Raw genomic sequence first — 24,353 nt, forward strand, 5'->3', positions numbered from 1 at the left:
ACGCCTCCTATCTTCTTTATTTGAACATATGAATATTTTTAATTTTTATTCATATGTTCAGTTTACTATAGTTTGTTGTTTGTTGGAAGTAACTATGAGGAGGGGGGATGGTTCTCGTGGAAGTAAAGGGCGGTGGCGGTTCTTGTCGAATATTGATTTATGGCTGATAAAGGTACCGTTTTGGCTGATAAATTGTTATTTTGGCTGATAAAATTCTGTGGCGGCTGATAAATTGTTATTGTGGCTGATAAACCTATATTTTGGCTGATAAAACCACATTTCGGCTGATATCCGAGGCAGCCGCCTAGGCAGCGCCAACCACTTTCACCCTTAACAAACCAAAAAGCAGCCACGACAGCTGCTTTTACCACTTCAATTCACGAACGAGCCTCAAAAGCTCATCTTTTTCATGAATTTCCCACGTATTGATTTCTTCTTTTAATGATGCCAAAGTTCCATAGCCCTTCACAAAGCTATTTAAGCGAGCGACTAAAGTCGAATCTACCAAAGCCTGTTCCGTACCATAATATTGCTGCAGTAGTTCCCATGCTTTTGGGTATCTTTTGAGGTAGTATTTTTGGTGGCGCTGCTCCGCACAAGTAAAGGAAGTAAACGGTTGGAGCTCTGTACCGATGTTCCCTTCGATCTGTTCGCTTAAGCTCGCACGCACACTCAGTAATACATCCTTCTCTTCCTCATCACGGTACAAAAATAACGAAAGATACTGCCTCCCTTTATACGTGCCACGGGCGGGATTATGGGAGTTCCAAAAAAGACGAACAATGTCTTCAAAGCTGATAAGCCTAGAATCGAAATCAATTTCTAGGGTTTCCGTATGATCGCCCATCTGTTTATAGGTTGGATTGGCTGCCGTCCCTCCTGCATAGCCCACCCTTGTTCGAATGACTCCTGGTAAATACCCGAACCGGGCATCTGTTCCCCAGAATCAACCCATCCCAAATGTGGCCGTTCTTATAACATTTTTAGCCATGAACATTCATCTCCCTTTATACTTTTGAAACGACCCCTTGCCTCAAAATATTTTATCCAAAAATTCTTTAGCACGTTGGGTTTTCGGTGCGGTGAAAAATTCGGCTGGTGTGGCTTCTTCTATTAGTTTTCCCTCATCTAAAAATAATACACGATCAGCGACTTCACGGGCAAAGCCCATTTCGTGGGTGACGATCGCCATCGTCATGCCGCTTTGAGCGAGGGCTTTCATTACTTCTAATACCTCTTTGACCATTTCGGGATCTAAGGCAGAGGTTGGCTCATCGAAGAGCATCACTTCTGGGTCCATTGCAAGTGCCCGAGCAATCGCTACACGTTGTTTTTGCCCACCAGATAGGCGGCTTGGGTATTCGTGTGCTTTTTCAGAAAGTCCCACCTTTGAAAGAAGGTCCAGCGCCTTCGCTTCCGCTTCTTTTTTGGTTAGACCTTTTACAGAAACCGGGGCATACGTTAAGTTCTCTAGCACTGTTTTGTGTGGAAAAAGGTGAAAATGTTGAAACACCATTCCGAGGTTTTGTCGAACTTTATTGATGTTTGTTTTCTTATTGGCAACCTCTTCCTCCTTTATCCAGATTTGTCCGGAGGTAGATTCCTCCAACAAATTCATGCAGCGCAAAAAGGTGGATTTCCCTGAACCAGATGGTCCGATGATGGCAACCACTTCTCCAGCTTTAATTTCTGTTGATATCCCTTTTAGCACTTCATTTTCGCCAAAGGATTTGTGTAAGTTATCTATTTTAATCACTGCGTCTCATTCTCCTTTCAATGAGCTTGCCAATAAATGTTAGGACCATCACAAGTCCGTAGTAGATGAGGCCCGCGAAGATAAATGCCTCAAGGAAAGCATATGTGTTCGATGCTGTCATAAAGGAGCGTCTCATGATGTCCATTACACCAATAACGGTGACGATGGCAGACTCTTTGGTGAGCGTGATGTATTCGTTCATGAGTGCTGGTAAAATATTTTTCAATGCTTGCGGTAGAATGATGTCCTTCATCATTTGGCGGTACGGAATGCCAAGCGCCATTGCTGCTTCTCGTTGTCCTTTGTCCACAGCCATGATGCCCGCACGAATGACCTCAGAGATGTAGGCACCAGAATTCAATCCAAACGCCAGAATAGCGGCAGTGACAGGCTCAAGCGTGATGCCAGTTGCTTGTGGAAGCCCAAAGAAAATGAGCATGAGTTGCAGAACAAGTGGGGTTCCCCGAAAAATAGATGTATAAATATCTGCAATGATAGCGAGTATTTTTATTCTGCCAATTTTACATAATGCCAGAAGTGTTCCAATGATAAACCCGATAATACCAGCGAGTGTTACAACCTGTAAGGTAACTCCGATACCGCCTAAAATATAATCGGTGGAACCTGAGATGGCACTAAAATCCAAAAAGCCTATCGTCAAGTGTGACCATTCCTTTCTCTTATAAAAATAAAATCAAAAGGGCGAAAGCTGCACCCTTTTGATTTTCAACGTGTGCTTATTCCTCTTCTCCACCAAACCATTTGTTGATAAGTTTTTCCATCTCTCCGTTCTCTTCCATCTCCTTAAGAACCTGGTTGAACTCTTCTGTTAGTTCACTACCTTTTGGCAGAGCAATAGCGGAGCCTTTTTCATCGGACTCTAGTGTGAATCCAGTTAACTCTGGATCTTTTTCCATAAAGCCTTTCACAACGGTATCTTCAATAACAGCTGCATCAAAACGGCCAGTTTTGATATCTTGGACTATTTGAGGAATGCGGTCGCGATTTTCAATCTTCATGTCTACTTCTTTCGCGATTTCTTCTGCTTTATCATATTGAATGGAGCCCATTTGCACCCCAACAGTTTTTCCTTTCAAATCTTCTAAACTTGTTATATTGCTATCTTTTAAAGACACAATCATATTGTGAGCGTTATAATAAACATCCGTAAAATCCACTTGCTTTTCACGCTTTTCTGTTGGTGTCATACCGGCGAGAATCATGTCAATATTGCCTGCTTTCATTGCTGTGATCAAACTACCAAATTCCATATCGACAATTTTCAGTTCATAGCCTAGCTCTTCTGTGATTGCTTTTGCCAAGTCCACATCAAAGCCAATAATTTCTTCGCCTTTCTCTGTATCAATATATTCAAAAGGTGGATAGTCTGCGGAGGTTCCCATTACCAGTACCTTTTTCCCATCCCCTTCCCCATTTGAAGAATTAGCACCATTGCCAGCTGTACCGCAAGCAGATAGCATACTAATTGTTAAAATACTAATCAATGAACCTAATAACCATTTTTTCACGTTAATTTCCCCCTACTAATTTCTCAGTATAATAGATGTATGTTTATTCGAATAAATGTATTTTAACACACACTAATAAATATGCAATATAATTAATAAAAATAAATGTAGTTTGTATATTTTTATTATTCTGAAATAAGACAACAAAAAAACAAGGAACACTTCCGTCGTGTGTTCCTTGCTTCTTTTAGGCCACCTTTAATTCTTTTTTGAGCGTCTCCCTGAGCTTACATTTTGCGCGATAAATTTTTGATTTCACGGTAGAAGGATTCATGTTTAAGGCGGCGGCAATTTCTTTTTCCTTCCAGCCTTTTTTTAGTTTCAATTCTAATATTTTTTTATCTTCAGGAGGGAAATGTACCATTGTTTCCATGATTAGTTCTTCTAAAAAATCAGCTTCCACTAAGGATTCTACTGAAGTGTATGATACTGTCCCAAGGTGATCAAGGATAAAATCCTCTAGCGGAATTCCGTTGAATTTGTTTACTTTTCTAAAGTAATCAATGGCCGTTCTCCTGGCAATAACAGTAAGCCATGCTCCTATCTTTTCTATCGATTCAAGGAATTCCATTTTCTTAAAAGCCTTCAAAAAGGTTTCCTGAACATTGTCCTCTGCGAGCTGTTTGTCTCGCATGATGGAAAGACTTATCGCAAATACCCGGTCATAATACGTTTCGTACATGTGCACAAAGTCCATGATCAATCCACCACTTTCAATATGACGGTTACTTTAAACAAATCGCCATCCGTATCGATGGAAAGGGAGCCTTGGTGCAGGTCGATGATGGATTTTGCGATGGCTAGCCCCAAGCCAGAGCCTTCGGTATTACGGGACGTGTCACCACGCTTGAATCTTTCGTACAGCTCTTCACTTTGATCATTTAATTCGTACTTTGATACGTTTTTAAACGTAATTTTTACGTTTCCTTCTACTTGTTGCACCTGGATATATACTCTGGAATGTTCTAAAGAATATTTAATGATGTTTCCTATTAGGTTATCAAACACTCGCCATATTTTTTGGCCGTCCACCATGGCGAATACTTTCGTCTCTGGTGTGTGGACACGGAATTGCAAATTAGAGCTTTCTAGATTATCCCCATATTCCGCAAGTGCCTGCTGCAAGAGTTGATTGATATCTACTTTTGCTTTTATGAGTTCGATGTTTCCAGAGGCCATTTTGGACACCTCGAACAGGTCGTCGATGAGGCCTTTAAGACGCTGGGATTTGCGGTCAATAATTTCTAGGTACGCGGCCCGATCGTCGTCAGTTATATCGTTCTTTTTCAAAAGCTCCGTATAGGTGATGATGGAGGTTAATGGCGTACGAAGGTCATGACTTACGTTTGTAATGAGTTCGGTTTTCAGACGTTCACTTTTGGCTTGTTCGTTTTGAGAAACTGTCACACCTTGCTTAAGTTGATTTAGATTTGCTGCCATTTTTGCCATAACGGAGTTACCGGGCACATCTAAATTACCCCCTAACTTCCCTGCTGCCATTTCATCCATTTTAATTGAAATTTTATTTAAATACCCGATTTGTCTTAGCAATACGAGGAGTGTTGAACCTCCCACAAAAATGATTAGCAGCAGATAGAAGATAAAGGTTAATGGATTTAAGAGTAATAAAAACCAAGCAAGTCCTAAACAGAATATAATAGCAAGTAAGCTTACCGCTTGTACTCCAACAGATTTCTGCAAAAATGCTGCTTGTAAGTATTGGTATATTTTTATAGCGGATGCTTTAATCCATTTACTTACTATTGCGAGAACACTTTTCTCCCAAACCTCTTTTGCTGCTTTCCATGAAGTTATTCCTGCCAACGATACCCTCACTTGTTCGTAAAAAAGAAAGCCTAAAAAAGTTGTTAATGTAATACTAATAATCAGTTCCGTTAACCCTGCTGTATTTCTAAAGCTAATGGCATAATTAATCGTATTATTTATCCAATAAAAGCTAATGGCAGCGAACATGAATGTGGCAAAAGCGATTGCTAAGCGAAAATCTATCGGTATTCTAAGATACAATCTCTCCATTCTTCCAAGTTCCTTAGGAAGTCTCGCAAGCTTCCATAGGGCTGGAATGGTTAGAAGCATAAGCATGATAGATCCCACTCCTAATCTCCAGAACCATACTCTATCTTGCTCGTATTTTTCCTTTGCGTGAAGAAGATCACTGTTTGGTGAAAGATTTTTTGGTACGCCTATTTCCCCTTTAGATTGACCACGAGCTTTATAGATTGCTTGATACAACCAGTCTTCATACGGCCAGTTATAAGAGTTAAAATAATCATTTCCGTTCACAATAATCTCAGTGGAATATTGAAAATCGTTTTTAGAAAAGGTTTCTTTCAAGGTTTCTGAATTTGAAAAATTCGCATTCGTATGAAGCTCTTCTCCTTCTTCGATGTAATACACAAAATCATCTTCAAATAGAGAAGCTGCAAATTGAAAGTTTTCCTCGTTTTCAAAGTAGTGGTTCACTTCTTTTTCTTTTTCTGCAACTATCTTTTCTTTGATATGGTCATCACTTTCAAAATTATTGCGAATGTCTTCTAGCTTTTGATTTAGTTCTTTCTTTAATTCGGCTTCATCCTCGAATGACTCCCCATCCTCTGCCATTCGAATTCTTTCCTCGTATTGATTACGAATATTTGCAAGCTGATCCTCTAGTGATCCATAACGGTAACGGTGGTCTTCAATTTCCTCTTTTGTGACTTCTATTTGAGACATCACTTTTTCTACTGTTAATGGTGTGAGTTCCTCAATAGCAAGTGTATTATGAAATTTACTAAATTCTGTATTAAATTCACCTGTATAAAAATAATTTTTTTCATAGAATCTATGCTTGTTAGCCATATAAAATAAAGCTCCACTACATGAACTTACGAAGATCAGTGCAACGAAGAATGTCACCAATCTACTTTTCCATTTTGTACCCAATCCCCCATACCACCTTTAAATATCTTGGATTTTTTGCGTCGATTTCGATTTTCTCTCTAATTTTTCTAATATGTACCGCTACCGTGTTTTCTGCGTTATAGCTCGGCTCTTTCCACACCCGCTCATAGATGTCGTTAATGGAAAAAACGCGCCCGGCATTTGTCATCAAAAGCTCGACAATTTTATATTCGATAGGAGTTAGCTTTACCGGTTCGCCTTGGACGGCTACCTCTTTCGCTTCTTTGTCTAGGGTGAGGCCATTTAGGTCAATGACTTTTTTCATGCCTTCAAAGGTACCAAGTGTCACGTATCTTCTAAGCTGAGATTTTACCCTGGCAACTAGTTCCATCGGGTTAAATGGCTTTGTTACATAATCATCCGCTCCTACCTGAAGTCCGAGGATTTTATCAGTGTCTTCACTTTTTGCACTGAGAATGATGATTGGAATATTTTTTTCTTCTCTGATTCTGTGTGTTGCAGCAATTCCGTCAAGTCTTGGCATCATCACATCCATTAAAATTAGGTGGATTTCATTTTCGTGCAAGAGTTCTAAAGCTTCGATGCCATCCTTAGCTTTCAGAACTTTGATTCCTTCGTTTTTTAAGTAAATTTCGATTGCGTCTCTAATTTCTTTTTCGTCATCCACGACAAGTACCGTATAGTTTACCATCTCTCACCATTACCTTTCTTGCTCTATGTACACATCATATATGGTAAATCTTAAATATTATGGAGGGAATTTCTTAAGATTTTCTTAAGTTACCAATTTATTATATACCTGTTTGGATAGGGAAAACATACCAAAAACGATGTTTCCAAGATGGGAGGTGTGCTTCTATTCATCGCTCCAAGCTTTTCTTGCTGTCGAACTGATAACTAGAACGTCTCTTACACAAAAAAATCGAGCACCCCAACTGGAGTGCTCGATTTTTACCTATCTATTAAATCTCTTCACAATGCTCTTCGAAGTAGCCTTGCAGCTTTGTGATAACGGACATTGGATCATGTCCTTCGATTTCGTGACGTTCTACCATGGTGATGATTTGTCCGTCTTTTAAAAGGGCAAAGGACGGAGAGGATGGCGGATAGCCTTCGAAATAGTCGCGGGCTTTTTCCGTTGCGTCTTTGTCCTGTCCTGCAAATACCGTTACTAGGTGGTTTGGACGTTTATCATAATGGACGGCATGTGTTGCTGCAGGGCGGGCAATTCCACCAGCACAACCACACACGGAATTGACCATCACTAGGGTGGTTCCTTTACGTGCAAATGCTTCTTCCACGTCTTCTACCGTTTTAAGCTGCTCGTACCCTGCTCTGTCCATTTCTTCGCGGGCAGTACGGACAACATCATTCATAAACATATTAAAATCGATATTCATGCTGATCACCTCAAGTTTTTAACTACCTCTATCATACCAATTTTTTTAAAATAAAAAAACAATAAAGGTTTATGTTTTCCATATTCGGGTATAGAACAGTATATCATCCAGACCATGACCCTATACTCCCGATGGAAGGAAAGCGTCCCCCAACGCTTTCCTTTTTTTATGTTACGATTTTTCTAGCAGATTTTTAATGGCAAGCGATACGGAAAGCTCATTTCGTGCGATTTGCTCCTCTAGATGGGGAAGCTCCCTTTTTACGCTGTCCCTTTCGAAAAACAGCCGTTCGATGTGATCTTTTAGGGAAGAGTAAAACCATGTTTTCTTTTGGTCTTCCCGGCGTTTTTGAAACTCACCAGAATCCTTTGTCGTACGAAGAAATCTCTCCACCGTTATCCATGCTTTATCAATGTCCACATTATGCAATGCCGAACAGGTAAATGCTTTTGTTTCCCATCCATTTGTTGCGGGCTGAAGAAAGTGGAGAATCTGCTTATATTCGTGGGCGGTTTTTTCAGCTCTTACTTTGTTTTCTCCGTCCGCTTTGTTGACAACAATTGCATCCACTAGCTCCATTATTCCTTTTTTCATGCCTTGAAGTTCATCTCCTGCTCCTGTGAGGACGAGAAGGAGGAAGAAATCGACCATATCTCGAACAAGAGCCTCGCTTTGACCTACCCCAACCGTTTCCACTAGGATGACATCAAAGCCTGCCGCTTCACATAACAGAATGCTTTCACGTGTTTTCCGGTGCACCCCACCTAAGGTGCCGCTAGAGGGGGAGGGCCTGATAAAAGCTCTAGGGTGGCGAGCGAGCTGCTCCATCCGTGTCTTGTCTCCTAGAATACTACCACCGGTTTTGGAGCTACTAGGATCAACAGCGAGCACCGCCACCTTATGGCCCTGCTCACAGAGATAAAGGCCAAACGCTTCAATGAAGGTGCTCTTCCCAGCACCTGGCACACCACTTATCCCAATTCTAATTGACTTACCGGTTTTTGGCATGATTTGCTGGATAATCTCCTGACTTTTGTCAAAGTGCCTGTTTGCATTGCTTTCGACTAAAGTGATTGCCTGCGCAAGGTCTGTGCGAATACCTTTTCGAATACCCTTTACTATATCATCAGCATCCCTTTCGACCTTGCGCAACACTTTTTTCTTTTTAGTCATGAGCTTCTTCCACTTCCTCATAGCCGAGGCGTTCGTAAATTTCTTCCAGTACTTTTTCTGCAGCTCTCGGAATCACTGTTCCTGGTCCAAAGATGGCTGATGCGCCTTTCTCGTATAGGAATTCGTAATCCTGGGCAGGAATGACACCACCTATTACAACGATGATGTCCTCACGGTTAAGTTTTCTTAACTCCTCAACCAGCTGTGGAAGCAGGGTTTTGTGACCTGCTGCAAGCGAGCTAATGCCAATTACATGGACATCGTTTTCCACTGCTTGCAAGGCTGTTTCAGCTGGAGTTTGAAAAAGAGGCCCAATATCCACATCAAAACCAAGATCGGCAAAGGCAGTAGCAATTACTTTTGCTCCTCTGTCATGGCCATCCTGCCCCATTTTGGCAATCATGATTCGCGGCCTTCTTCCTTCCAGCTCTAGAAATTCTTCAATTTTGTTCTTCACTTGACTCATCTCTTCCTCATTGGAGAATTCGCTGCTATAAACACCGCTAATGGAACGGATAACCGCACGATGGCGATTTGCAACTTTTTCAATCGCATCGGAAATTTCACCAAGACTTGCTCGCGCCCTTGCTGCATCTACGGCAAGCTCGAGTAAATTTCCTTGTCCCGTTTTCGCTGCATCTGTTAGTGCTTCTAGTGCAGAAATGACTTGTGTCTCATCTCGGTTTTCCCGCAGTTCTTGAAGGCGTTGAATTTGTTTTTTTCGAACCTCGGCATTGTCTATGTCAAGAACCTCGATAGCCATGTCTTCTTTCTCGAGGCGGAATTTATTGACGCCGATAATAGCCTCTTTTCCAGAGTCTATTTTTGCTTGACGACGAGCAGATGCTTCTTCGATTCTCATTTTCGGCAGGCCAGTTTCAATTGCTTTGGCCATTCCACCAAGCTCTTCAATTTCTTCAATATGAGCCCAGGCTTTATCAATAAGCTCTTTTGTTAGGGTTTCCACATAGTAAGAGCCAGCCCAAGGGTCGATTACTTTCGTGATATCTGTTTCTTCCTGTAGGTATAGCTGGGTGTTACGGGCAATTCGTGCAGAGAAATCTGTCGGAAGTGCAATTGCTTCATCTAGCGCGTTCGTATGCAAGGACTGTGTATGGCCATTAGCAGCTGCTAGAGCCTCTATGCATGTACGGGTTACATTATTAAATGGATCTTGCTCGGTTAAGCTCCAGCCTGAGGTTTGCGAGTGCGTTCGCAGTGCCATCGTTTTCGGATTTTGCGGTGCAAACTCCTTCATCATTTTTGCCCAAATGAAACGAGCGGCACGCATTTTCGCGACTTCCATAAAAAAGTTCATGCCAATTGCCCAGAAGAACGACAATCGAGGGGCAAATTTATCGATGTCAATTCCCGCATCCAGTCCCGTCCGAACATATTCAAGACCGTCCGCAAGCGTATAGGCAAGCTCAATATCTGCAGGAGCCCCTGCCTCTTGCATATGATAACCAGAGATACTGATACTATTAAACTTTGGCATATGCTTGGACGTGTAGGCAAAAATATCCCCAATAATTCGCATCGACATTTCCGGTGGATAAATGTACGTATTCCGTACCATGTATTCTTTTAAAATATCATTTTGAATCGTACCTGATAGCTTTTCTTGACTAACGCCTTGCTCTTCTGCTGTTACGATATAAAAAGCCATGATTGGTAGAACTGCACCATTCATCGTCATAGAAACGGACATTTTATCTAGCGGAATGCCGTCAAAAAGAATTTTCATATCTAGGATTGAGTCGATCGCAACACCTGCTTTTCCTACGTCTCCTTCGACCCGCGGATGATCGGAATCGTACCCACGGTGTGTGGCAAGGTCAAATGCAACAGATAACCCTTTTTGGCCCATTTCTAGGTTACGGCGGTAAAAAGCGTTACTTTCTTCTGCGGTTGAAAAACCTGCATACTGGCGAATGGTCCATGGGCGGTTCACATACATGGTTGGATATGGTCCACGCAGATACGGTGCAATACCAGGTAGAGTCCCTAAGTGTTCTGCTTGATCGATATCCTTTTCGTCATACTGTGATTTTAATTTTATTTGCTCATTCGTTTCGTATAATAGTTCCTCTACAGCGGTTGAAGTTAGAGGAACGGCTTGGACGGTTGAATTGGTATTTAATTGTAGCTTCGAAAAATCAGGCTTCATGTTCGGCTAACCCCATTTCTTGGTGAATCGTGAATAATTGCTCATAGCAGTTGGACCGCATATGAATAAAATCAGAAACTCCCAATGTTTTTAATTCTTCTTGTCTCGGTGTATCCGGAAGTCCTGCTAGCATTATTTTGCGGTTTGGTGCTTGAAGAATGCTTAGCGATTCGTTTAGTAATTCCGCATACGTGTCATCACTTCCACAAATACAAAGATGACCTGCTATTTTTTCTTTTTCTACCCAGGAAACTAATTCGTTTAGATTCTCAAAGCTGGGGCTAATTACAGGTGCGAGTCCACCAACCTGGAAGAATCCTGACGCGAAATCAGTTCTTGGCTTGTGGGTGGCAAGGGCGCCTAAATTGATGAGTGTCACACTAGGTGTATTGCCTGTTCTCCTTTCAGCAGCTTTTGCCTGATAGCGGAGGTCTTCAAAGAATTGTGATAGCCTAACAGGTTTGATAGCCCTTATTTTTACAGCGGGATAAACGTCACTTCTTTCTATTATTTTTGCTAACTCCGGCTCTTTGAGATCTTCTTTTATGTTTGCATACATGTTTGTGCCAATTAGGACCTTTTTTCTGCTTGCAACATCCTGTAGACGTTTTTTCTTCACCGCATCAATTTGATCCTGAAGGAAGTTTGATTCTAGTGCCTTCACCATTCCGCCGATACCATCGATTTGTTGAAACAGCTTCCATGCCTCCTCAGCAAGCTTACTTGTAAGGTGTTCCACAAAATAAGAGCCAGCTGCAGGATCCGCTACCTTTGATAAAAAGCTTTCTTCCTTTAGGATATAGTGCGTGTTTCGGGCGATACGTCTTGAAAAAGTATCCTCTCCAAGCTGATAGCTATCGATGTTTAAACTGTCAGCGCCACCCACAACCGAAGAAAACGCCTCTGTTGTTGTGCGGAGCATGTTCACATAAGGATCCAAATTGGATTTATTGAATTTGGATGTTGTCGCGTGAATGGTTATGTTTTGTACATCCTTGCTTCCACCAAACGCCTCTACGATATTACTCCAAAGAATTCTTGCCGCTCTTAGTTTTGCAAGTTCCATAAAAAAGTCACTACCAATCGAAAAGGAGAAAACTATTTCACTTGCAGCCTCGTCTACGGACAGCCCTCTTTTGGTCAACGCGTGCAGATACTCCACGGCACTACTCATAACAGCAGCAAGCTCCTGCACAGCATTTGCTCCACCATGGTGATAAGGGGAAGCTTGAAGGTAGATTGTTTTTAAGGACGGTGCATGTGTGTTTTTCCACTCTACATTCGTTTTCATGAGATCATATAGTTCATCTAGAGGTTGAATGAGCATACCTGTAACAGCAAGCTCACCAATTGGATCTACTCCTATTACACCCTTCAGCTTAGAGGATTGTAAGTTACTTTCATGTAATGCACGTAAAATGGGTGTTGCATCTTCTCCTGTATACACCTGTATATCAAGGTTATCTAGCGAGATTTCCTTTAAAAGCATTTCTAGGTCATCTTTGTTTGTGATAGAAAGCGCTAATGGGTCTGAAGCAGGAAAGGTAGAAAAGTGAATGGTATGTAATCCCTCTGCAAGCTCCTGTTTTAGCCTTGCATTTGTCTCTTCTAAGCTAGTAGCAGGATACAATTGTTGAGAAACGCTCCAGTCAGTTTTCGATTTGATTGCCTGTTGCACTGCTTTTGTATCTTTTTCCGTATAAATTGGTTTTCTCGTAATTCCTTCGTATGTATCACTATAAAGCTTGGAAACAGGCTTCCCCTTTAACGCCTTTTCTGCCTGTTCCTCCCACTCTTCTAAAGTTGCTTTTGGGAAACTATTATTCTTCATTTCTTTTATTTTACTCATGTTTCATCCCCTCGTTCCCTCAGTTGCGTAATCGCTTACAAATTTAAATTTTTAAAAAGTTCTTATATTTATTTTAATATAGTTATATTAGGAGGGCAAACAAAAGAAAAAGCTACGCATACTTATTTGATGCTGTAACTTTTGTTATTTTAGATTGTTACATCAATTGTTGAGATTACTGGATAATGGTCGGACGGATACCCCTGATCATAGCTGTTTTTAATAATTGCGGTTTGGGTTATCCTTGTGCCTGTACCTGCAAAAATATAATCGATTGGCTGTCCCGTTGTACCACCCTTGTAGTTATGAAAAGTCAGGCTATTTTCCATTTGTTCTTCTGTAAATGTACTGTAACAGCTTTGCATGCCATTCACCGCCTTTAAGGCAGTATTTTCAGGGGTTGCATTGAAATCTCCTGTTAACAGGGTTGGCAGTTTCGTATTCTTCATCATGTTTTGGATGAGCGCTAAACCCTTCTCTCTTGCTAATTGGCCAATATGGTCTAAGTGGGTATTGAAAATGGTCATGATGGGCTCGTTTGTTTCTTTTTTATGAAGTTCCGTCCAGTTACAAATTCGTGGGTAATGGGCATCCCATCCCATGCTGCCGATATCATTTGGTGTTTCTGATAGCATGAACGCCCCTTTTTCCCCCATTGTAAAGCTAGATTTCTTCGCAAGAATAGCAAGGAATTCCCCTTCTGAATCAGAATCTATTCTGTTCACTGGGAAAATCTCGTAGGTTGTTTGGAATTCCGTTGTAAGCCAAGTTAGCATTGGTGGGGTGAGCTCTTGCAGACCAATTACGTCAGGCTGATACTCCACTATGGTTTCTCTAATCCAATGCTTTCTATCACGCCATGGAAAAGGATCCGATGGTACAAGTACACGAAGGTTGAAGGTCATTATTTTATAGGTACGTTCCATTCTTTCAGCCTCCTCATTTATTTGTAAAAAAACCGCCGAGGTCATCAGGTGCCTCGCCGGTTTTTAAGTGCTCTATTAATAGATAGACGTATTCTCTTTGGACATTTTCTCAATGATTTCTTTTACGCGAGCTAAGAAGCGACCGCATACAAGGCCATCAAGTACTCGGTGATCAAGGGACATACATAGGTTAACCATGTCACGCACCGCAATCATACCGTGATCCATTACCACAGGGCGTTTTACAATCGATTCAACTTGTAGAATAGCCGCTTGTGGGTAGTTGATAATTCCTTGTGACTGAACAGAACCAAAGGAACCTGTGTTGTTAACCGTAAACGTTCCACCCTGCATTTCAGCGGAAGTCAGCTTGCCTGCACGAACTTTGTTTGCAAGCTCGGTGATTTCTCGAGCGATGCCTTTGATTGTTTTCTCGTCAGCGTTGCGGATAACTGGAACGTATAATGCGTCATCAGTTGCAACTGCGATGGAGATATTGATGTCTTTCTTTTGGACGATTTTCTCGCCAGCCCACATAGAGTTGATTTGTGGGAATTCTTTTAGTGCTTGCGCAACGGCTTTCACGAAGAACGCGAAGAAAGTAAGGTTGTAGCCTTCTTTTTTCTTAAATTCGCCTTTGATGGAATTACGGTAGTCCACAAGGTTTGTTGCGTCTACTTCGACCATAGTCCAAGCGTGTGGTGCTTCGTGTTTGCTACGTAACATGTTTGCTGCAATTGCTTTACGTACACCAGTTACAGGAATTTCAATGTCACCAGCTTCTACTGGTACGTTCACTGGTTGTGCTGCTTTTGGCGCACTTGGAGCAGACGGTGCTGCTGGAGCCACTTTTGGTGCTTCTTGTACTGGAGCTTGAGCTGCTGCAGCTGGTTTGCTGTCTGCTGTTGGAATGTTACCAGAATCAATAACAGCTTGAATATCCTTACGTGTGATACGTCCGCCAGCACCAGTGCCTTTTACTTGCTCAAGATCCACATTGTTGTCTTGTGCAAGGCGAAGAACTGCTGGAGAATAGCGACGCTTGTTTGGTGCATCTGCATCATTTTCCTCTGCTTTTGGTGCTTCTGCCTTTGCAGCTGGTGCCGCTTCTTCTTTTGGTGTGTCAGCAGTAGCTTCCGCTTCCCCGCCACCCTCTGTTTCGATATAACAGATAATTTCTCCAACTGCTAGAGTGTCTCCGTCTTCAGCTACAAGCTCTTTAATTGTTCCTGTAAAAGAAGAAGGGATTTCTGCGTTTACTTTATCTGTCATTACCTCGGCTAGAGGATCATATTTGTTTACTTTATCGCCCACGCTTACGATCCAGCGACTAATCGTACCTTCTGTCACACTTTCACCAAGCTGTGGCATCGTTATCTTTTCAACTGCCATGATGGGACCTCCTTTGTTCATTAAGAAGAGTCATCCGAAGTTGGCCGGTCCACTCTTCCCTTTTTTGTCAAAACGCTCTGTTAACCGCCGCTGTTTATCTCTGCAAAAGGCTAGGCTTTCTGCGGGATGACCTTCAGCTTATTCAGCTTCGCCTGTGCTACTTTCCCACTAGAGTTCACGCCTTTTGCTCCAATCTACAGCTAGAAATTACTTTTTACCATCAAACACCTATAACCTATTAAAAATTAATATTCAGCTAGCTCGCGCATTGCTTTTTCTACTTTATCCGGGTTAACCATGAAGTATTTCTCCATCGTTGGTGCATATGGCATTGCAGGTACATCAGGACCAGCAAGGCGCATAATTGGTGCATCAAGGTCAAATAAGCAGTTTTCCGCGATAATGGCAGAAACTTCACTCATGATGCTTCCTTCTTTGTTGTCCTCTGTTAGTAACAGCACTTTACCTGTTTTAGACGCTGCTTCCATGATCGCTTCTTTGTCTAATGGATAAACAGTACGAAGATCAAGGATGTGCGCGGAAATTCCGTCCTGTGCAAGACGCTCTGCCGCTTGAAGTGCAAAGTGTACACATAATCCGTATGTGATAACAGTGATGTCTTCTCCTTCGCGTTTTACGTCCGCTTTTCCAATTGGTAGTACATAGTCATCCGTTGGTACTTCGCCTTTGATTAAGCGGTAAGCGCGCTTATGCTCGAAAAATAGTACTGGATCCTCATCGCGAATTGCTGCTTTCAATAAACCTTTTACATCGTAAGGAGTAGAAGGCATCACGATTTTCAGACCAGGCTGGTTAGCAAAAACTGCTTCCACAGACTGAGAGTGATACAATGCACCGTGTACGCCTCCCCCATAAGGAGCACGAACAACAAGTGGACATGTCCAGTCATTGTTAGAACGATAACGGATTTTAGCTGCTTCTGAAATGATTTGGTTAACTGCAGGCATGATGAAGTCAGCAAACTGCATTTCTGCAATCGGACGCATGCCGTACATTGCCGCACCTATCGCTACACCTGCAATTGCAGATTCAGCAAGTGGTGTATCGATTACTTTATCTTCTCCAAATTGATCATAAAGTCCATGAGTGGCTTTAAATACTCCACCTTTACGTCCTACATCTTCCCCTAGTACGAATACTTTTGAGTCACGCTCCATCTCTTCACGGATGGCCATTGTTACTGCATCTATATAAGAAATCACTGCCATGATGGTTCCCCCTTACTCTGCGTAAACATGCTTTAATGCGGATTCTGCATCTGCATATGGAGCATTTTCTGCGTATTCTGTTGCTTCGTTTACTTCTTTAGCAATTTTATCGTTCAATTCTTTTTCTTTCTCATCTGTCAGTATACCTACTTCTTTTAGGTATGCTGCAAAGCTGATGATTGGGTCTTTCGCTTTCGCTGCATCTACTTCGTCACGCTCACGGTAAGCACGATCATCGTCATCACTGGAGTGAGGAGTCAAACGGTAGGAGATTGCCTCGACAAGAGTTGGGCCTTCTCCACGACGTCCACGATCAGCCGCTTCTTTTACCGCTGCATACACTTCAAGTGGATCGTTTCCATCTATTGTGATTCCTGGCATCCCGTAGCCAAGAGCACGGTCGGAAATCTTTTCACATGCTACCTGCTTCTCATAAGGAACAGAAATCGCGTATTTGTTGTTTTCGCACATGAAGATTACAGGAAGCTTATGAACCGCTGCATAGTTTGCACCTTCATGGAAGTCTCCTTGGTTAGAAGAACCTTCACCGAATGTAACAAACGTACAAAGGTCTTTTCCTTCTAAACGACCAGCAAGTGCCACACCAACTGCATGAGGTACTTGTGTTGTTACCGGAGAAGAACCTGTTACAATGCGATTTTTCTTTTGTCCAAAGTGACCTGGCATTTGACGTCCACCAGAGTTTGGATCTTCTGCTTTCGCAAAACCAGAAAGCATTAATTCAGTAGCTGTCATTCCAAATGTTAATACCACACCCATGTCACGGTAGTACGGTAAAACATAGTCTTTTTCACGGTCTAGTGCAAATGCTGCTCCAACCTGCGCTGCTTCTTGTCCTTGACAAGAAATAACGAAAGGAATTTTACCAGCACGGTTTAATAGCCACATACGTTCGTCAATACGACGTGCCATTAGCATCGTTTCATACATTTCTAATACATTTTCATCTGTTAGCCCTAGAGCTTGGTGACGATTTTCTGCCATTTAATAAACCTCCTATATGTAGAGAGTGAGGAGCAACACTATTGCTCCCGCTCCAAATTTTTATGAATGAATCGCTTTTCCATCAACCGCAAGAGCAGCTTCGCCAATTGCTTCTGATAATGATGGATGAGGGTGGATGGTGTGACCAACCTCCCATGGAGTAGCGTCAAGTACACGTGCAAGTCCTGCTTCTGAGATCATATCTGTTACATGTGGTCCGATCATGTGCACACCTAGGATGTCATCATTTTCTTTATTGACCACAAGCTTAACAAAACCGTCAGACTCACCGTAAACAAGCGCTTTTCCAATTGCGCGGAAGGAGAATTTTCCTGTTTTCACGTCGAAGCCTTTTTCCTTTGCTTCTTCTTCAGTGTAACCAACTGATGCAACTTCAGGGCTAGAGTATACACATTTAGAAACAAGCGAGTAATCGATTGGAGTTGGATTTTCACCAGTGATGTGTTCAACCGCCACAATTCCTTCGTGGGAAGCAACGTGTGCAAGCTGAAGGCCACCAATTACATCACCTATTGCGTAGATGTGAGATTCTTTGGTTTGGAAGAAATCATTTGTTTTAATGAAGCCTTTTTCCACTTGGATGTCTGTGTTTTCAAGGCCAATTCCTTCAACATTTGCTTGGCGTCCAACAGATACAAGCATTTTTTCTGCTGTGAAGGATTTTTCTGTCCCTTTGTGTTCCGCTTTAATGGTAACAGAGCCTTCTGCTTTTTCGAGTGTTTCAGAAAGTACCTTCGCTCCCGTTACAACATTGATTTTACGTTTTTTCAATAGACGTTGCATTTCCTTGGATACTTCTTTATCCTCTGTTGGCAACACGCGGTCTGCATATTCTAAAACGGTCACTTCTACACCGAAATCTGCAAGCATGGATGCCCACTCAATTCCAATTACCCCTCCACCAACAATAATGATGGATTTTGGAAGCTCTTCTAGTGACAATGCTTCATCTGAAGTCATCACAAGGCTGCCGTCAATTTCAAGACCAGGAAGGGAACGTGGACGAGAGCCTGTCGCAACAATCACATTCTTGGGAATAAGCATCGTGTTTTCGTCACCATTTTCGTATTCCACGGAAATAGTTCCAGGCATAGGGGAGAAAATGGATGGTCCTAAAATACGACCTGTTCCGTAAAACACATCAATCTTCCCTTGCTTCATTAAGTGCTGGACGCCGTTATGAAGTCCATCAATAATTTTTTGCTTGCGCTCTTGTACCTTGAAGAAATCTAACGTCACATCACCAGAGATAACACCGAATTCTTCACTGTTTTTCGTTTGTGCAAAAACCTCTGCACTGCGAAGTAAAGCTTTACTTGGGATACAACCTGCGTGAAGGCAAGTGCCACCAATTTTCTTTTTCTCTACAACTGCTGTTTTTAAGCCAAGTTGGGATGCACGAATCGCTGCAACATATCCGCCAGTTCCGCCACCCAGGATGACTAAATCATATTCTTCTGCCATGTTCTCTAGCTCCCTTCTAGCTTTGTACTACTTTTGTTTCAACCTCTGTTCCAGGATAAACTTTTGCTTTTTCTTCACCGCGTAATACACGAAGTGCTCCTTCAGTAAGGGCTTGTAGCTCATTTTCTCCTGGTTGAACGATAACGTCTGCAATCCAGCTAATACGGTCAGATATTTGTTTAACAAATCCTTTTCCATAAGCGAGACCACCAGTTAAGATGATTGCGTCTACTTTCCCTGCTAGCACGGCGCTTGCAGAGCCAATTTCTTTTGCTACTTGGTAGGCCATGGCATCATATACAAGTGCTGCTTTTTCATCACCAGCTTCAATCATTTGCTCTACTTTTACTGCATCATTTGTTCCAAGGTATCCTACAAGACCACCTTGACCGACTAGTTTTTTCATTATTTCATCACGATAGTAATCACCTGAGAAGCATAAGGAAACTAAATCTCCAGCTGGAACGGTTCCAGCACGTTCCGGTGAAAAAGGTCCATCTCCGTGAAGTCCATTATTTACATCAACCACACGACCACCGACATGCGTCCCAACGGTAATACCACCACCCATATGGGTAACGATGAGGTTAAGGTCTTCGTATTTTTTGTCAAGTTCTTTTGCTACACGGCGTGCTACTGCTTTTTGATTCAAGGCGTGGAAAATGCTTTTTCGCTGAATTAGTGAAAATCCTGAAACGCGAGCAATGTCGGAAAGCTCGTCCACTACAACAGGGTCCACAATAAAGGATGGAATGTTTAAGCCTGTCGCAATTTCAAAAGCTATGATTCCGCCAAGGTTGGAAGCATGCTGACCTGCAAAGCCGATCTTTAAATCGTGAAGCATTTCTTTATTTACGGCATACGTACCACCTTCGATAGGACGAAGAAGTCCTCCGCGGCCACATACTGCGCTAAGTTTTGAAATATTAATGCCTTCCTGATCGAGTGTTTCCAGGATGGTGTTTTTTCTGAATTCATATTGATCGTAAATACTTGCAAAGGAATTGATCGTTTCGCTATCATGACGTAAAGTTTTTTCGAAGACAGAACGCTCGTTATCAAATACGCCGATTTTCGTTGATGTTGATCCTGGATTGATGACAAGTATGCGATATTCCTTTTCTGACAAAGCTGAAACCTCCATTTCAGTAGTATGACAAACGCAGAAAAATGCGTTTGTCACTTACTGCGTTACTTTATGTTTTTTTAGTCTAACCCCTCGATATCAAGGTTGACCAAGCTTTTTAATTATCTTCCGTTACGACGGCTTAGAATATGATGTCCGTTTTGCAGAAATTGGCTACGAGAGTTTTTCATGCGCTCGATACGCTCTTCTGCTAAGCGGTCTGCAGCGCGGTATGTTGGGATACCGTCGCGCTTTGCAATTTCGATAACTCTTTCAATGTTATCGTAAATTCCTTCTACTTTTTTCATCGCGCGCTCACGGTTGTAGCCGTACAGCTCATCTGCCACGTTGATTACTCCACCAGCATTGATTACATAATCAGGAGCGTACACGATACCCATTTCATGGATGATATCTCCGTGTTTTGTATCAAGCAACTGGTTATTTGCGGCACCTGCAATTACTTTTGCTTTTAATTGTGGAATTGTTTCATCATTAATCGTTGCACCAAGAGCACACGGAGCATAGATGTCGCATTCCACGCTGTAAATGTCATTGATGTCCACAGCTTTTGCACCGAATTCTTCTACTGCACGATTTACTGCTTCTTTATTGATGTCTGTTACGATTAATTGTGCGCCTTCTTCATGAAGGTGGCGGCAAAGGTTGAATGCTACGTTACCTACACCTTGAACAGCTACCACTTTTCCTTCTAGAGAATCTGTGCCAAATGCTTCTTTCGCAGCTGCTTTCATCCCACGGTAAACTCCAAATGCTGTGACAGGAGATGGGTTACCAGAAGAACCGAATGCAGGAGATACTCCTGTAACATAATCTGTTTCTTCATAAATAAGGTCCATGTCCGCTACCGTTGTTCCAACATCTTCTGCCGTAATATAGCGACCGTTTAATCCTTGAATATAACGACCGAATGCACGGAACATTTCTTCGTTTTTGTCAGTACGTGGATCTCCAATGATAACGGTTTTCCCTCCACCAAGGTTTAACCCTGCTGCAGCATTTTTGTATGTCATTCCTTTTGCAAGTCGAAGCGCATCCTCAATTGCAGCGCCTTCGTTTGCATATGTCCACATACGTGTTCCACCTAATGCTGGACCTAACGTTGTATCGTGAATTGCGATGATTGCTTTTAAACCTGATTGTTTGTCCTGACAGATAACTAATTGCTCGTAATCGTAAGTCTCCATATATTTGAAAATTTCCATTGTAAATTCCTCCCCAAGTTATAAAAAATTTTAAAATTATTTTACAGAGCATACTGCTAGAGCTAATGAGTAGAGTTTACTCTCTGCAGAATCCGCTCTGGATGTTAACACAATTGGTGCTTTTGCGCCGGCGATGATAGCGCCAACCTTTGCTTTTGCAAAATAGATTAGTGATTTATAGAGAACATTCCCAACTTCAATGGTTGGTACAAATAGAATATCAGCTTGTCCTGCTACTTCACTCTTAATTCCTTTATGTTCTGCAGCTAGGGCAGAGACTGCATTATCTAGCGCCAAAGGTCCATCTACTATACAATCCTTAATTTGACCACGGTTGTTCATCTGGGTAAGTAACGCTGCATCCACTGTCGCCTGCATGGTAGGATTCACCACTTCCACTGCAGCGAGTGGGGCAACCTTTGGCATCTCAATCCCAAGTGCACGTGCAACCTGTACAGAGTTTTGAACAATTTGCACCTTTTGATTTAAATCAGGCGCAACATTCATGGCTGCATCCGTTACAAAAATTAATTGGTCATAGTCAGGAACTTCAAATGCAGCAACATGTGAAAGGACACTTCCAGTACGCAAGCCATATTCCTTATTTAATACTTCTTTTAATATAGTCGCAGTAGGAACATTGCCTTTCATAAGAACACCTGCTTCCCCACTAGAAACGGCCTTTACGGCTAATTCTGATGCTTTTTTCGCTCCATCTACTGAAACTATTTGTAGAGCAGTGTGCGATGAGTCGATGTTATGTTGCGTTAAAAGTGATTTTATTTTTTCCTCATTCCCAAACAATATAAATGATGCAAGTTGTTTGTTTAGGGCATGAGATACTGCTTCAATAACCTCTTCATCCTCCGCTGCCGCAATGGCTACAACCTTCGAGGTAAGCTGGGTTGCTTTGGTGATTAATTCCTCTAGCTTCATCTTCTCAACCCTTCCTTTCTTCACTCAAGTTTCTTTATGCAAGAAGTGTGCCAACACAAAATCCAGTGAAAACGCTTTATTACAGGAGTACAACTATGCAATATCTTTCATATAATGAAACATGTTGCACGCATTATTGTTCAATCGAGAACTTTTCCATCTTGTAATATAAATTCCTGATGGATACTCCGAGTTCTTTTGCAGTTTTTGTTTTGTTTCCTTTATTCTTCTTCAATGTTTTATTAATTATTTTCGCTTCGTATCCCTCTAGCATTTCCGCAAGTGTTAACTCACTGGAAACAAACTCTGTTGATTCTTGATTTCGTCTTTCACCATTGGGTCCAGCTAAATCAGGAATATGATCCACATCAATAAAGACTTCATTAAAGTTCATGAATATTACTGCTCTTCCTAGAACATTTTCGAGCTCTCTTACATTCCCCGGCCAATCATAAGTTGCTAAATGATTGATAGCCCTAGGAGTTAATCCTTCCACATTTCTTCCGTAATCCTGATTGATTTTCCGTAAAAGATGCTCACTGATTGCCTCAATATCCTCTTTTCTTTTTCGTAAAGGGGGAATATGGATTGGCATGCGGTTTAATCGATAGTAGAGATCTTCACGAAAAGAACCCTTTGCTATACCTTTTTCTAGATTCACATTGGTTGCAGCAATCACTCTTACATTGACCGTGATGGCTTTCGTGCCACCCACGCGGATAATTTCATGTTCCTGTAACACCCTTAGTAGTTTCGCTTGTGTGTTGGCAGATAATTCTCCTATTTCATCAAGAAAAATACTTCCGTTATTCGCCTCTTCAAAAAGCCCTTTTTTTCCGCCTCTTTTCGCTCCAGAAAACGCGCCTTCTTCATAACCAAACAACTCACTTTCAAGCAAGTTTTCAGAGAGTGCAGCACAATTCACACGAATAAATTTGTTGTATTTCCGATCACTACCATTATGGATAGCGTGAGCAAACAGTTCTTTACCTGTGCCCGATTCTCCTCTCAATAATACGGTAGCGGGCGTTTTCGCACCGAGCTTTGCTTGTTCAATCGCCAAGCTCATTTCTTCAGAGGAGCCGATGATATCTTCAAAAGAATATTTTGCTTCTAAGGTTCTAATAATCTGCCTTGCCCTGTCGAGTTCGTTCGTCAGTGTTTGTATTTCAGAAACATCATGAATGACCCCAACACTGCCCTTAAGCTTACCGTCCACAATGATTGGTGCCACATTTACGATAACCTCTTTTTTGGCTGGACCAACCTTCAAATTTACTCCCCGAACAGCTCGTCTTGTCTCCAACACCTTCATATGCATGCTGTCGCCCTCTGAAATATCTGTTGTAGCAGGTTTTCCAATCACTTGGTTCTCTTCTAGTCCAGTGAGTTTAGAATACGCAGGGTTTATCATCAATCCCCGACCATGCTCATCAACGACAGAAATCGCTTCCTCAGAGGACTGAATAATCGCTTGAAGCATGGTTTGAATTCCCTTTAAATTCGTTACTTCTTCAGCTAAATGCATCACCTCTGTAATATCCTTAAATATCGCAAAGGCCCCAAATACCTTACCATCTTCATCAACAAGCGGAGACCTTGTGGTGATGATTTTCTTTCCGTTTTCAAGGAGCATTTCTTTGTTCTTTTCCACTTTCTTACTATGTATCACATCTAGTAGTCTGCTTGTTGGGACATTCTCTAAAATGTGTTTTCCAAGCATTCGTTCTTTTTTAATACCAACAATTTTTTCTGCACTTTTGTTATAGATAATCACTTTGCCAGATTGGTCTATAACCATTAAACCATCATGCAGTAAATTAAAAATCAAATCCCGTTTATGGGATTCATATTTCATTTTCGAAATTAACTCTTCCTTTTCTTCTACTAGCGTTGCCGTGATGTGTGCAACTGTTCCTGGAACGAGTACGGTTTTTTTAGCTTTTCTATCTCGAATTTCCCGAAATACTTCTTCTGAACCGGTTGCTTCGATAATGATATCGATTTTTTCAGATAAAAAATCCTTCCAATCTTTTCCGGTTTTTATCCCCATTCCTTGAGCCATCTCTAACCCTGGCGCACGGTCATTAATATCTACTACCGCCAAAAGGTTAAACATCCCAGAATGCGTTAACATTTTTAAAAGCGCAGAACCACCTTTACCAGCACCAACCACTAATACCGACTGCATAATAAACCCCTTTATCTTTTTTCAAGTTCATTCGAATT

The 24,353-nt window shown here is 41.8% G+C and carries 20 protein-coding genes and 1 pseudogene; all 21 read right to left on the minus strand.

What is annotated here, in order from left to right; genetic code table 11:
* Window positions 1–92 precede the first annotated feature (92 nt).
* Entirely contained in the window at window positions 93–371 is a 279-nt protein-coding gene (locus FIU87_RS21265; RefSeq protein ID WP_216647473.1) for a hypothetical protein, read from the minus strand.
* A pseudogene (locus FIU87_RS13290) lies at window positions 365–934 on the minus strand (peptide-methionine (S)-S-oxide reductase); the annotation flags it as partial. The pseudogene FIU87_RS13290 and the gene FIU87_RS21265, both read right to left, overlap by 7 nt.
* A gap of 99 nt (window positions 935–1,033) precedes the next feature.
* The gene (locus tag FIU87_RS13295; protein ID WP_152445036.1) at window positions 1,034–1,756 is read right to left on the minus strand and encodes an amino acid ABC transporter ATP-binding protein; all 723 of its coding nucleotides are present in this window, start codon (window positions 1,754–1,756) and stop codon (window positions 1,034–1,036) included.
* Window positions 1,749–2,417 (minus strand): amino acid ABC transporter permease, encoded by a 669-nt coding sequence (locus FIU87_RS13300; RefSeq protein ID WP_253905420.1) that lies wholly within the window; start codon window positions 2,415–2,417, stop codon window positions 1,749–1,751. The genes FIU87_RS13295 and FIU87_RS13300 overlap by 8 nt, the downstream gene beginning before the upstream one ends.
* Before the next feature lie 76 nt (window positions 2,418–2,493).
* Window positions 2,494–3,285, minus strand: a complete 792-nt coding sequence (locus FIU87_RS13305) for a transporter substrate-binding domain-containing protein (RefSeq protein WP_152445037.1) — start codon at window positions 3,283–3,285, stop codon at window positions 2,494–2,496.
* A gap of 187 nt (window positions 3,286–3,472) precedes the next feature.
* On the minus strand, window positions 3,473–3,982 hold the full coding sequence (locus tag FIU87_RS13310) for an RNA polymerase sigma factor (RefSeq protein ID WP_152445038.1): 510 nt from the start codon (window positions 3,980–3,982) through the stop codon (window positions 3,473–3,475).
* 2 nt (window positions 3,983–3,984) lie between these two features.
* Complete coding sequence (locus FIU87_RS13315; protein ID WP_152445039.1) at window positions 3,985–6,228, minus strand: histidine kinase dimerization/phospho-acceptor domain-containing protein; 2,244 nt, start codon at window positions 6,226–6,228, stop codon at window positions 3,985–3,987.
* Entirely contained in the window at window positions 6,206–6,898 is a 693-nt protein-coding gene (locus FIU87_RS13320; protein ID WP_152445040.1) for a response regulator transcription factor, read from the minus strand. Before FIU87_RS13320 ends, FIU87_RS13315 begins: the two co-directional genes overlap by 23 nt.
* Window positions 6,899–7,169: 271 nt before the next feature.
* A complete protein-coding gene (locus FIU87_RS13325) occupies window positions 7,170–7,607 on the minus strand; it encodes a BrxA/BrxB family bacilliredoxin (RefSeq protein WP_152445041.1) in 438 nt (145 codons plus the stop codon).
* Between the two features lie 171 nt (window positions 7,608–7,778).
* Window positions 7,779–8,780 carry a methylmalonyl Co-A mutase-associated GTPase MeaB gene (meaB, locus tag FIU87_RS13330; RefSeq protein WP_152445042.1) on the minus strand — a complete coding sequence of 334 codons (1,002 nt, stop codon included), beginning with the start codon at window positions 8,778–8,780 and terminating at the stop codon, window positions 7,779–7,781.
* A complete protein-coding gene (scpA, locus tag FIU87_RS13335; protein WP_152445043.1) occupies window positions 8,773–10,950 on the minus strand; it encodes a methylmalonyl-CoA mutase in 2,178 nt (725 codons plus the stop codon). The genes meaB and scpA overlap by 8 nt, the downstream gene beginning before the upstream one ends.
* Complete coding sequence (locus FIU87_RS13340; protein WP_152445044.1) at window positions 10,940–12,799, minus strand: methylmalonyl-CoA mutase subunit beta; 1,860 nt, start codon at window positions 12,797–12,799, stop codon at window positions 10,940–10,942. Before FIU87_RS13340 ends, scpA begins: the two co-directional genes overlap by 11 nt.
* 149 nt (window positions 12,800–12,948) lie before the next feature.
* Complete coding sequence (locus tag FIU87_RS13345; RefSeq protein WP_172971059.1) at window positions 12,949–13,725, minus strand: endonuclease/exonuclease/phosphatase family protein; 777 nt, start codon at window positions 13,723–13,725, stop codon at window positions 12,949–12,951.
* A 75-nt stretch (window positions 13,726–13,800) separates the two neighbouring features.
* Window positions 13,801–15,117 (minus strand): dihydrolipoamide acetyltransferase family protein, encoded by a 1,317-nt coding sequence (locus FIU87_RS13350; RefSeq protein ID WP_152445046.1) that lies wholly within the window; start codon window positions 15,115–15,117, stop codon window positions 13,801–13,803.
* A gap of 245 nt (window positions 15,118–15,362) precedes the next feature.
* Complete coding sequence (locus tag FIU87_RS13355) at window positions 15,363–16,346, minus strand: alpha-ketoacid dehydrogenase subunit beta (protein ID WP_152445047.1); 984 nt, start codon at window positions 16,344–16,346, stop codon at window positions 15,363–15,365.
* A 12-nt stretch (window positions 16,347–16,358) separates the two neighbouring features.
* Window positions 16,359–17,351, minus strand: coding sequence for a thiamine pyrophosphate-dependent dehydrogenase E1 component subunit alpha (locus FIU87_RS13360; RefSeq protein WP_152445048.1), 993 nt, complete (start codon window positions 17,349–17,351; stop codon window positions 16,359–16,361).
* Between the two features lie 60 nt (window positions 17,352–17,411).
* Window positions 17,412–18,836: a dihydrolipoyl dehydrogenase gene (lpdA, locus tag FIU87_RS13365; RefSeq protein ID WP_152445049.1), complete on the minus strand. Its 1,425-nt coding sequence runs from the start codon at window positions 18,834–18,836 to the stop codon at window positions 17,412–17,414.
* 16 nt (window positions 18,837–18,852) lie between these two features.
* A complete protein-coding gene (gene buk / locus FIU87_RS13370; protein ID WP_172971164.1) occupies window positions 18,853–19,980 on the minus strand; it encodes a butyrate kinase in 1,128 nt (375 codons plus the stop codon).
* Between the two features lie 104 nt (window positions 19,981–20,084).
* Window positions 20,085–21,188, minus strand: coding sequence for a branched-chain amino acid dehydrogenase (gene bcd, locus FIU87_RS13375; protein ID WP_152445051.1), 1,104 nt, complete (start codon window positions 21,186–21,188; stop codon window positions 20,085–20,087).
* Between the two features lie 36 nt (window positions 21,189–21,224).
* Window positions 21,225–22,124, minus strand: a complete 900-nt coding sequence (yqiS, locus tag FIU87_RS13380) for a phosphate butyryltransferase (RefSeq protein ID WP_152445052.1) — start codon at window positions 22,122–22,124, stop codon at window positions 21,225–21,227.
* A 133-nt stretch (window positions 22,125–22,257) separates the two neighbouring features.
* A complete protein-coding gene (locus tag FIU87_RS13385; RefSeq protein ID WP_152445053.1) occupies window positions 22,258–24,315 on the minus strand; it encodes a sigma 54-interacting transcriptional regulator in 2,058 nt (685 codons plus the stop codon).
* Window positions 24,316–24,353: the final 38 nt, after the last annotated feature.

Origin of the sequence: Bacillus sp. THAF10, from assembly GCF_009363695.1 — a bacterium.
Lineage (GTDB): Bacteria > Bacillota > Bacilli > Bacillales > Bacillaceae_I > Sutcliffiella_A.

Bases quoted from the DNA above. Each gene is read 5' to 3' on its own strand.
- scpA (WP_152445043.1), bottom strand. From the start codon at position 10,950: ATGAAGCCTGATTTTTCGAAGCTACAATTAAATACCAATTCAACCGTC.
- FIU87_RS13385 (WP_152445053.1), bottom strand. From the start codon at position 24,315: ATGCAGTCGGTATTAGTGGTTGGTGCTGGTAAAGGTGGTTCTGCGCTT.
- buk (WP_172971164.1), bottom strand. From the start codon at position 19,980: ATGGAGGTTTCAGCTTTGTCAGAAAAGGAATATCGCATACTTGTCATC.
- FIU87_RS13355 (WP_152445047.1), bottom strand. From the start codon at position 16,346: ATGGCAGTGATTTCTTATATAGATGCAGTAACAATGGCCATCCGTGAA.
- yqiS (WP_152445052.1), bottom strand. From the start codon at position 22,124: ATGAAGCTAGAGGAATTAATCACCAAAGCAACCCAGCTTACCTCGAAG.
- FIU87_RS13350 (WP_152445046.1), bottom strand. From the start codon at position 15,117: ATGGCAGTTGAAAAGATAACGATGCCACAGCTTGGTGAAAGTGTGACA.
- FIU87_RS13325 (WP_152445041.1), bottom strand. From the start codon at position 7,607: ATGAATATCGATTTTAATATGTTTATGAATGATGTTGTCCGTACTGCC.
- bcd (WP_152445051.1), bottom strand. From the start codon at position 21,188: ATGGAAATTTTCAAATATATGGAGACTTACGATTACGAGCAATTAGTT.
- meaB (WP_152445042.1), bottom strand. From the start codon at position 8,780: ATGACTAAAAAGAAAAAAGTGTTGCGCAAGGTCGAAAGGGATGCTGAT.
- FIU87_RS13345 (WP_172971059.1), bottom strand. From the start codon at position 13,725: ATGGAACGTACCTATAAAATAATGACCTTCAACCTTCGTGTACTTGTA.
- lpdA (WP_152445049.1), bottom strand. From the start codon at position 18,836: ATGGCAGAAGAATATGATTTAGTCATCCTGGGTGGCGGAACTGGCGGA.
- FIU87_RS13310 (WP_152445038.1), bottom strand. From the start codon at position 3,982: ATGGACTTTGTGCACATGTACGAAACGTATTATGACCGGGTATTTGCG.
- FIU87_RS13320 (WP_152445040.1), bottom strand. From the start codon at position 6,898: ATGGTAAACTATACGGTACTTGTCGTGGATGACGAAAAAGAAATTAGA.
- FIU87_RS13340 (WP_152445044.1), bottom strand. From the start codon at position 12,799: ATGAGTAAAATAAAAGAAATGAAGAATAATAGTTTCCCAAAAGCAACT.
- FIU87_RS13360 (WP_152445048.1), bottom strand. From the start codon at position 17,351: ATGGCAGAAAATCGTCACCAAGCTCTAGGGCTAACAGATGAAAATGTA.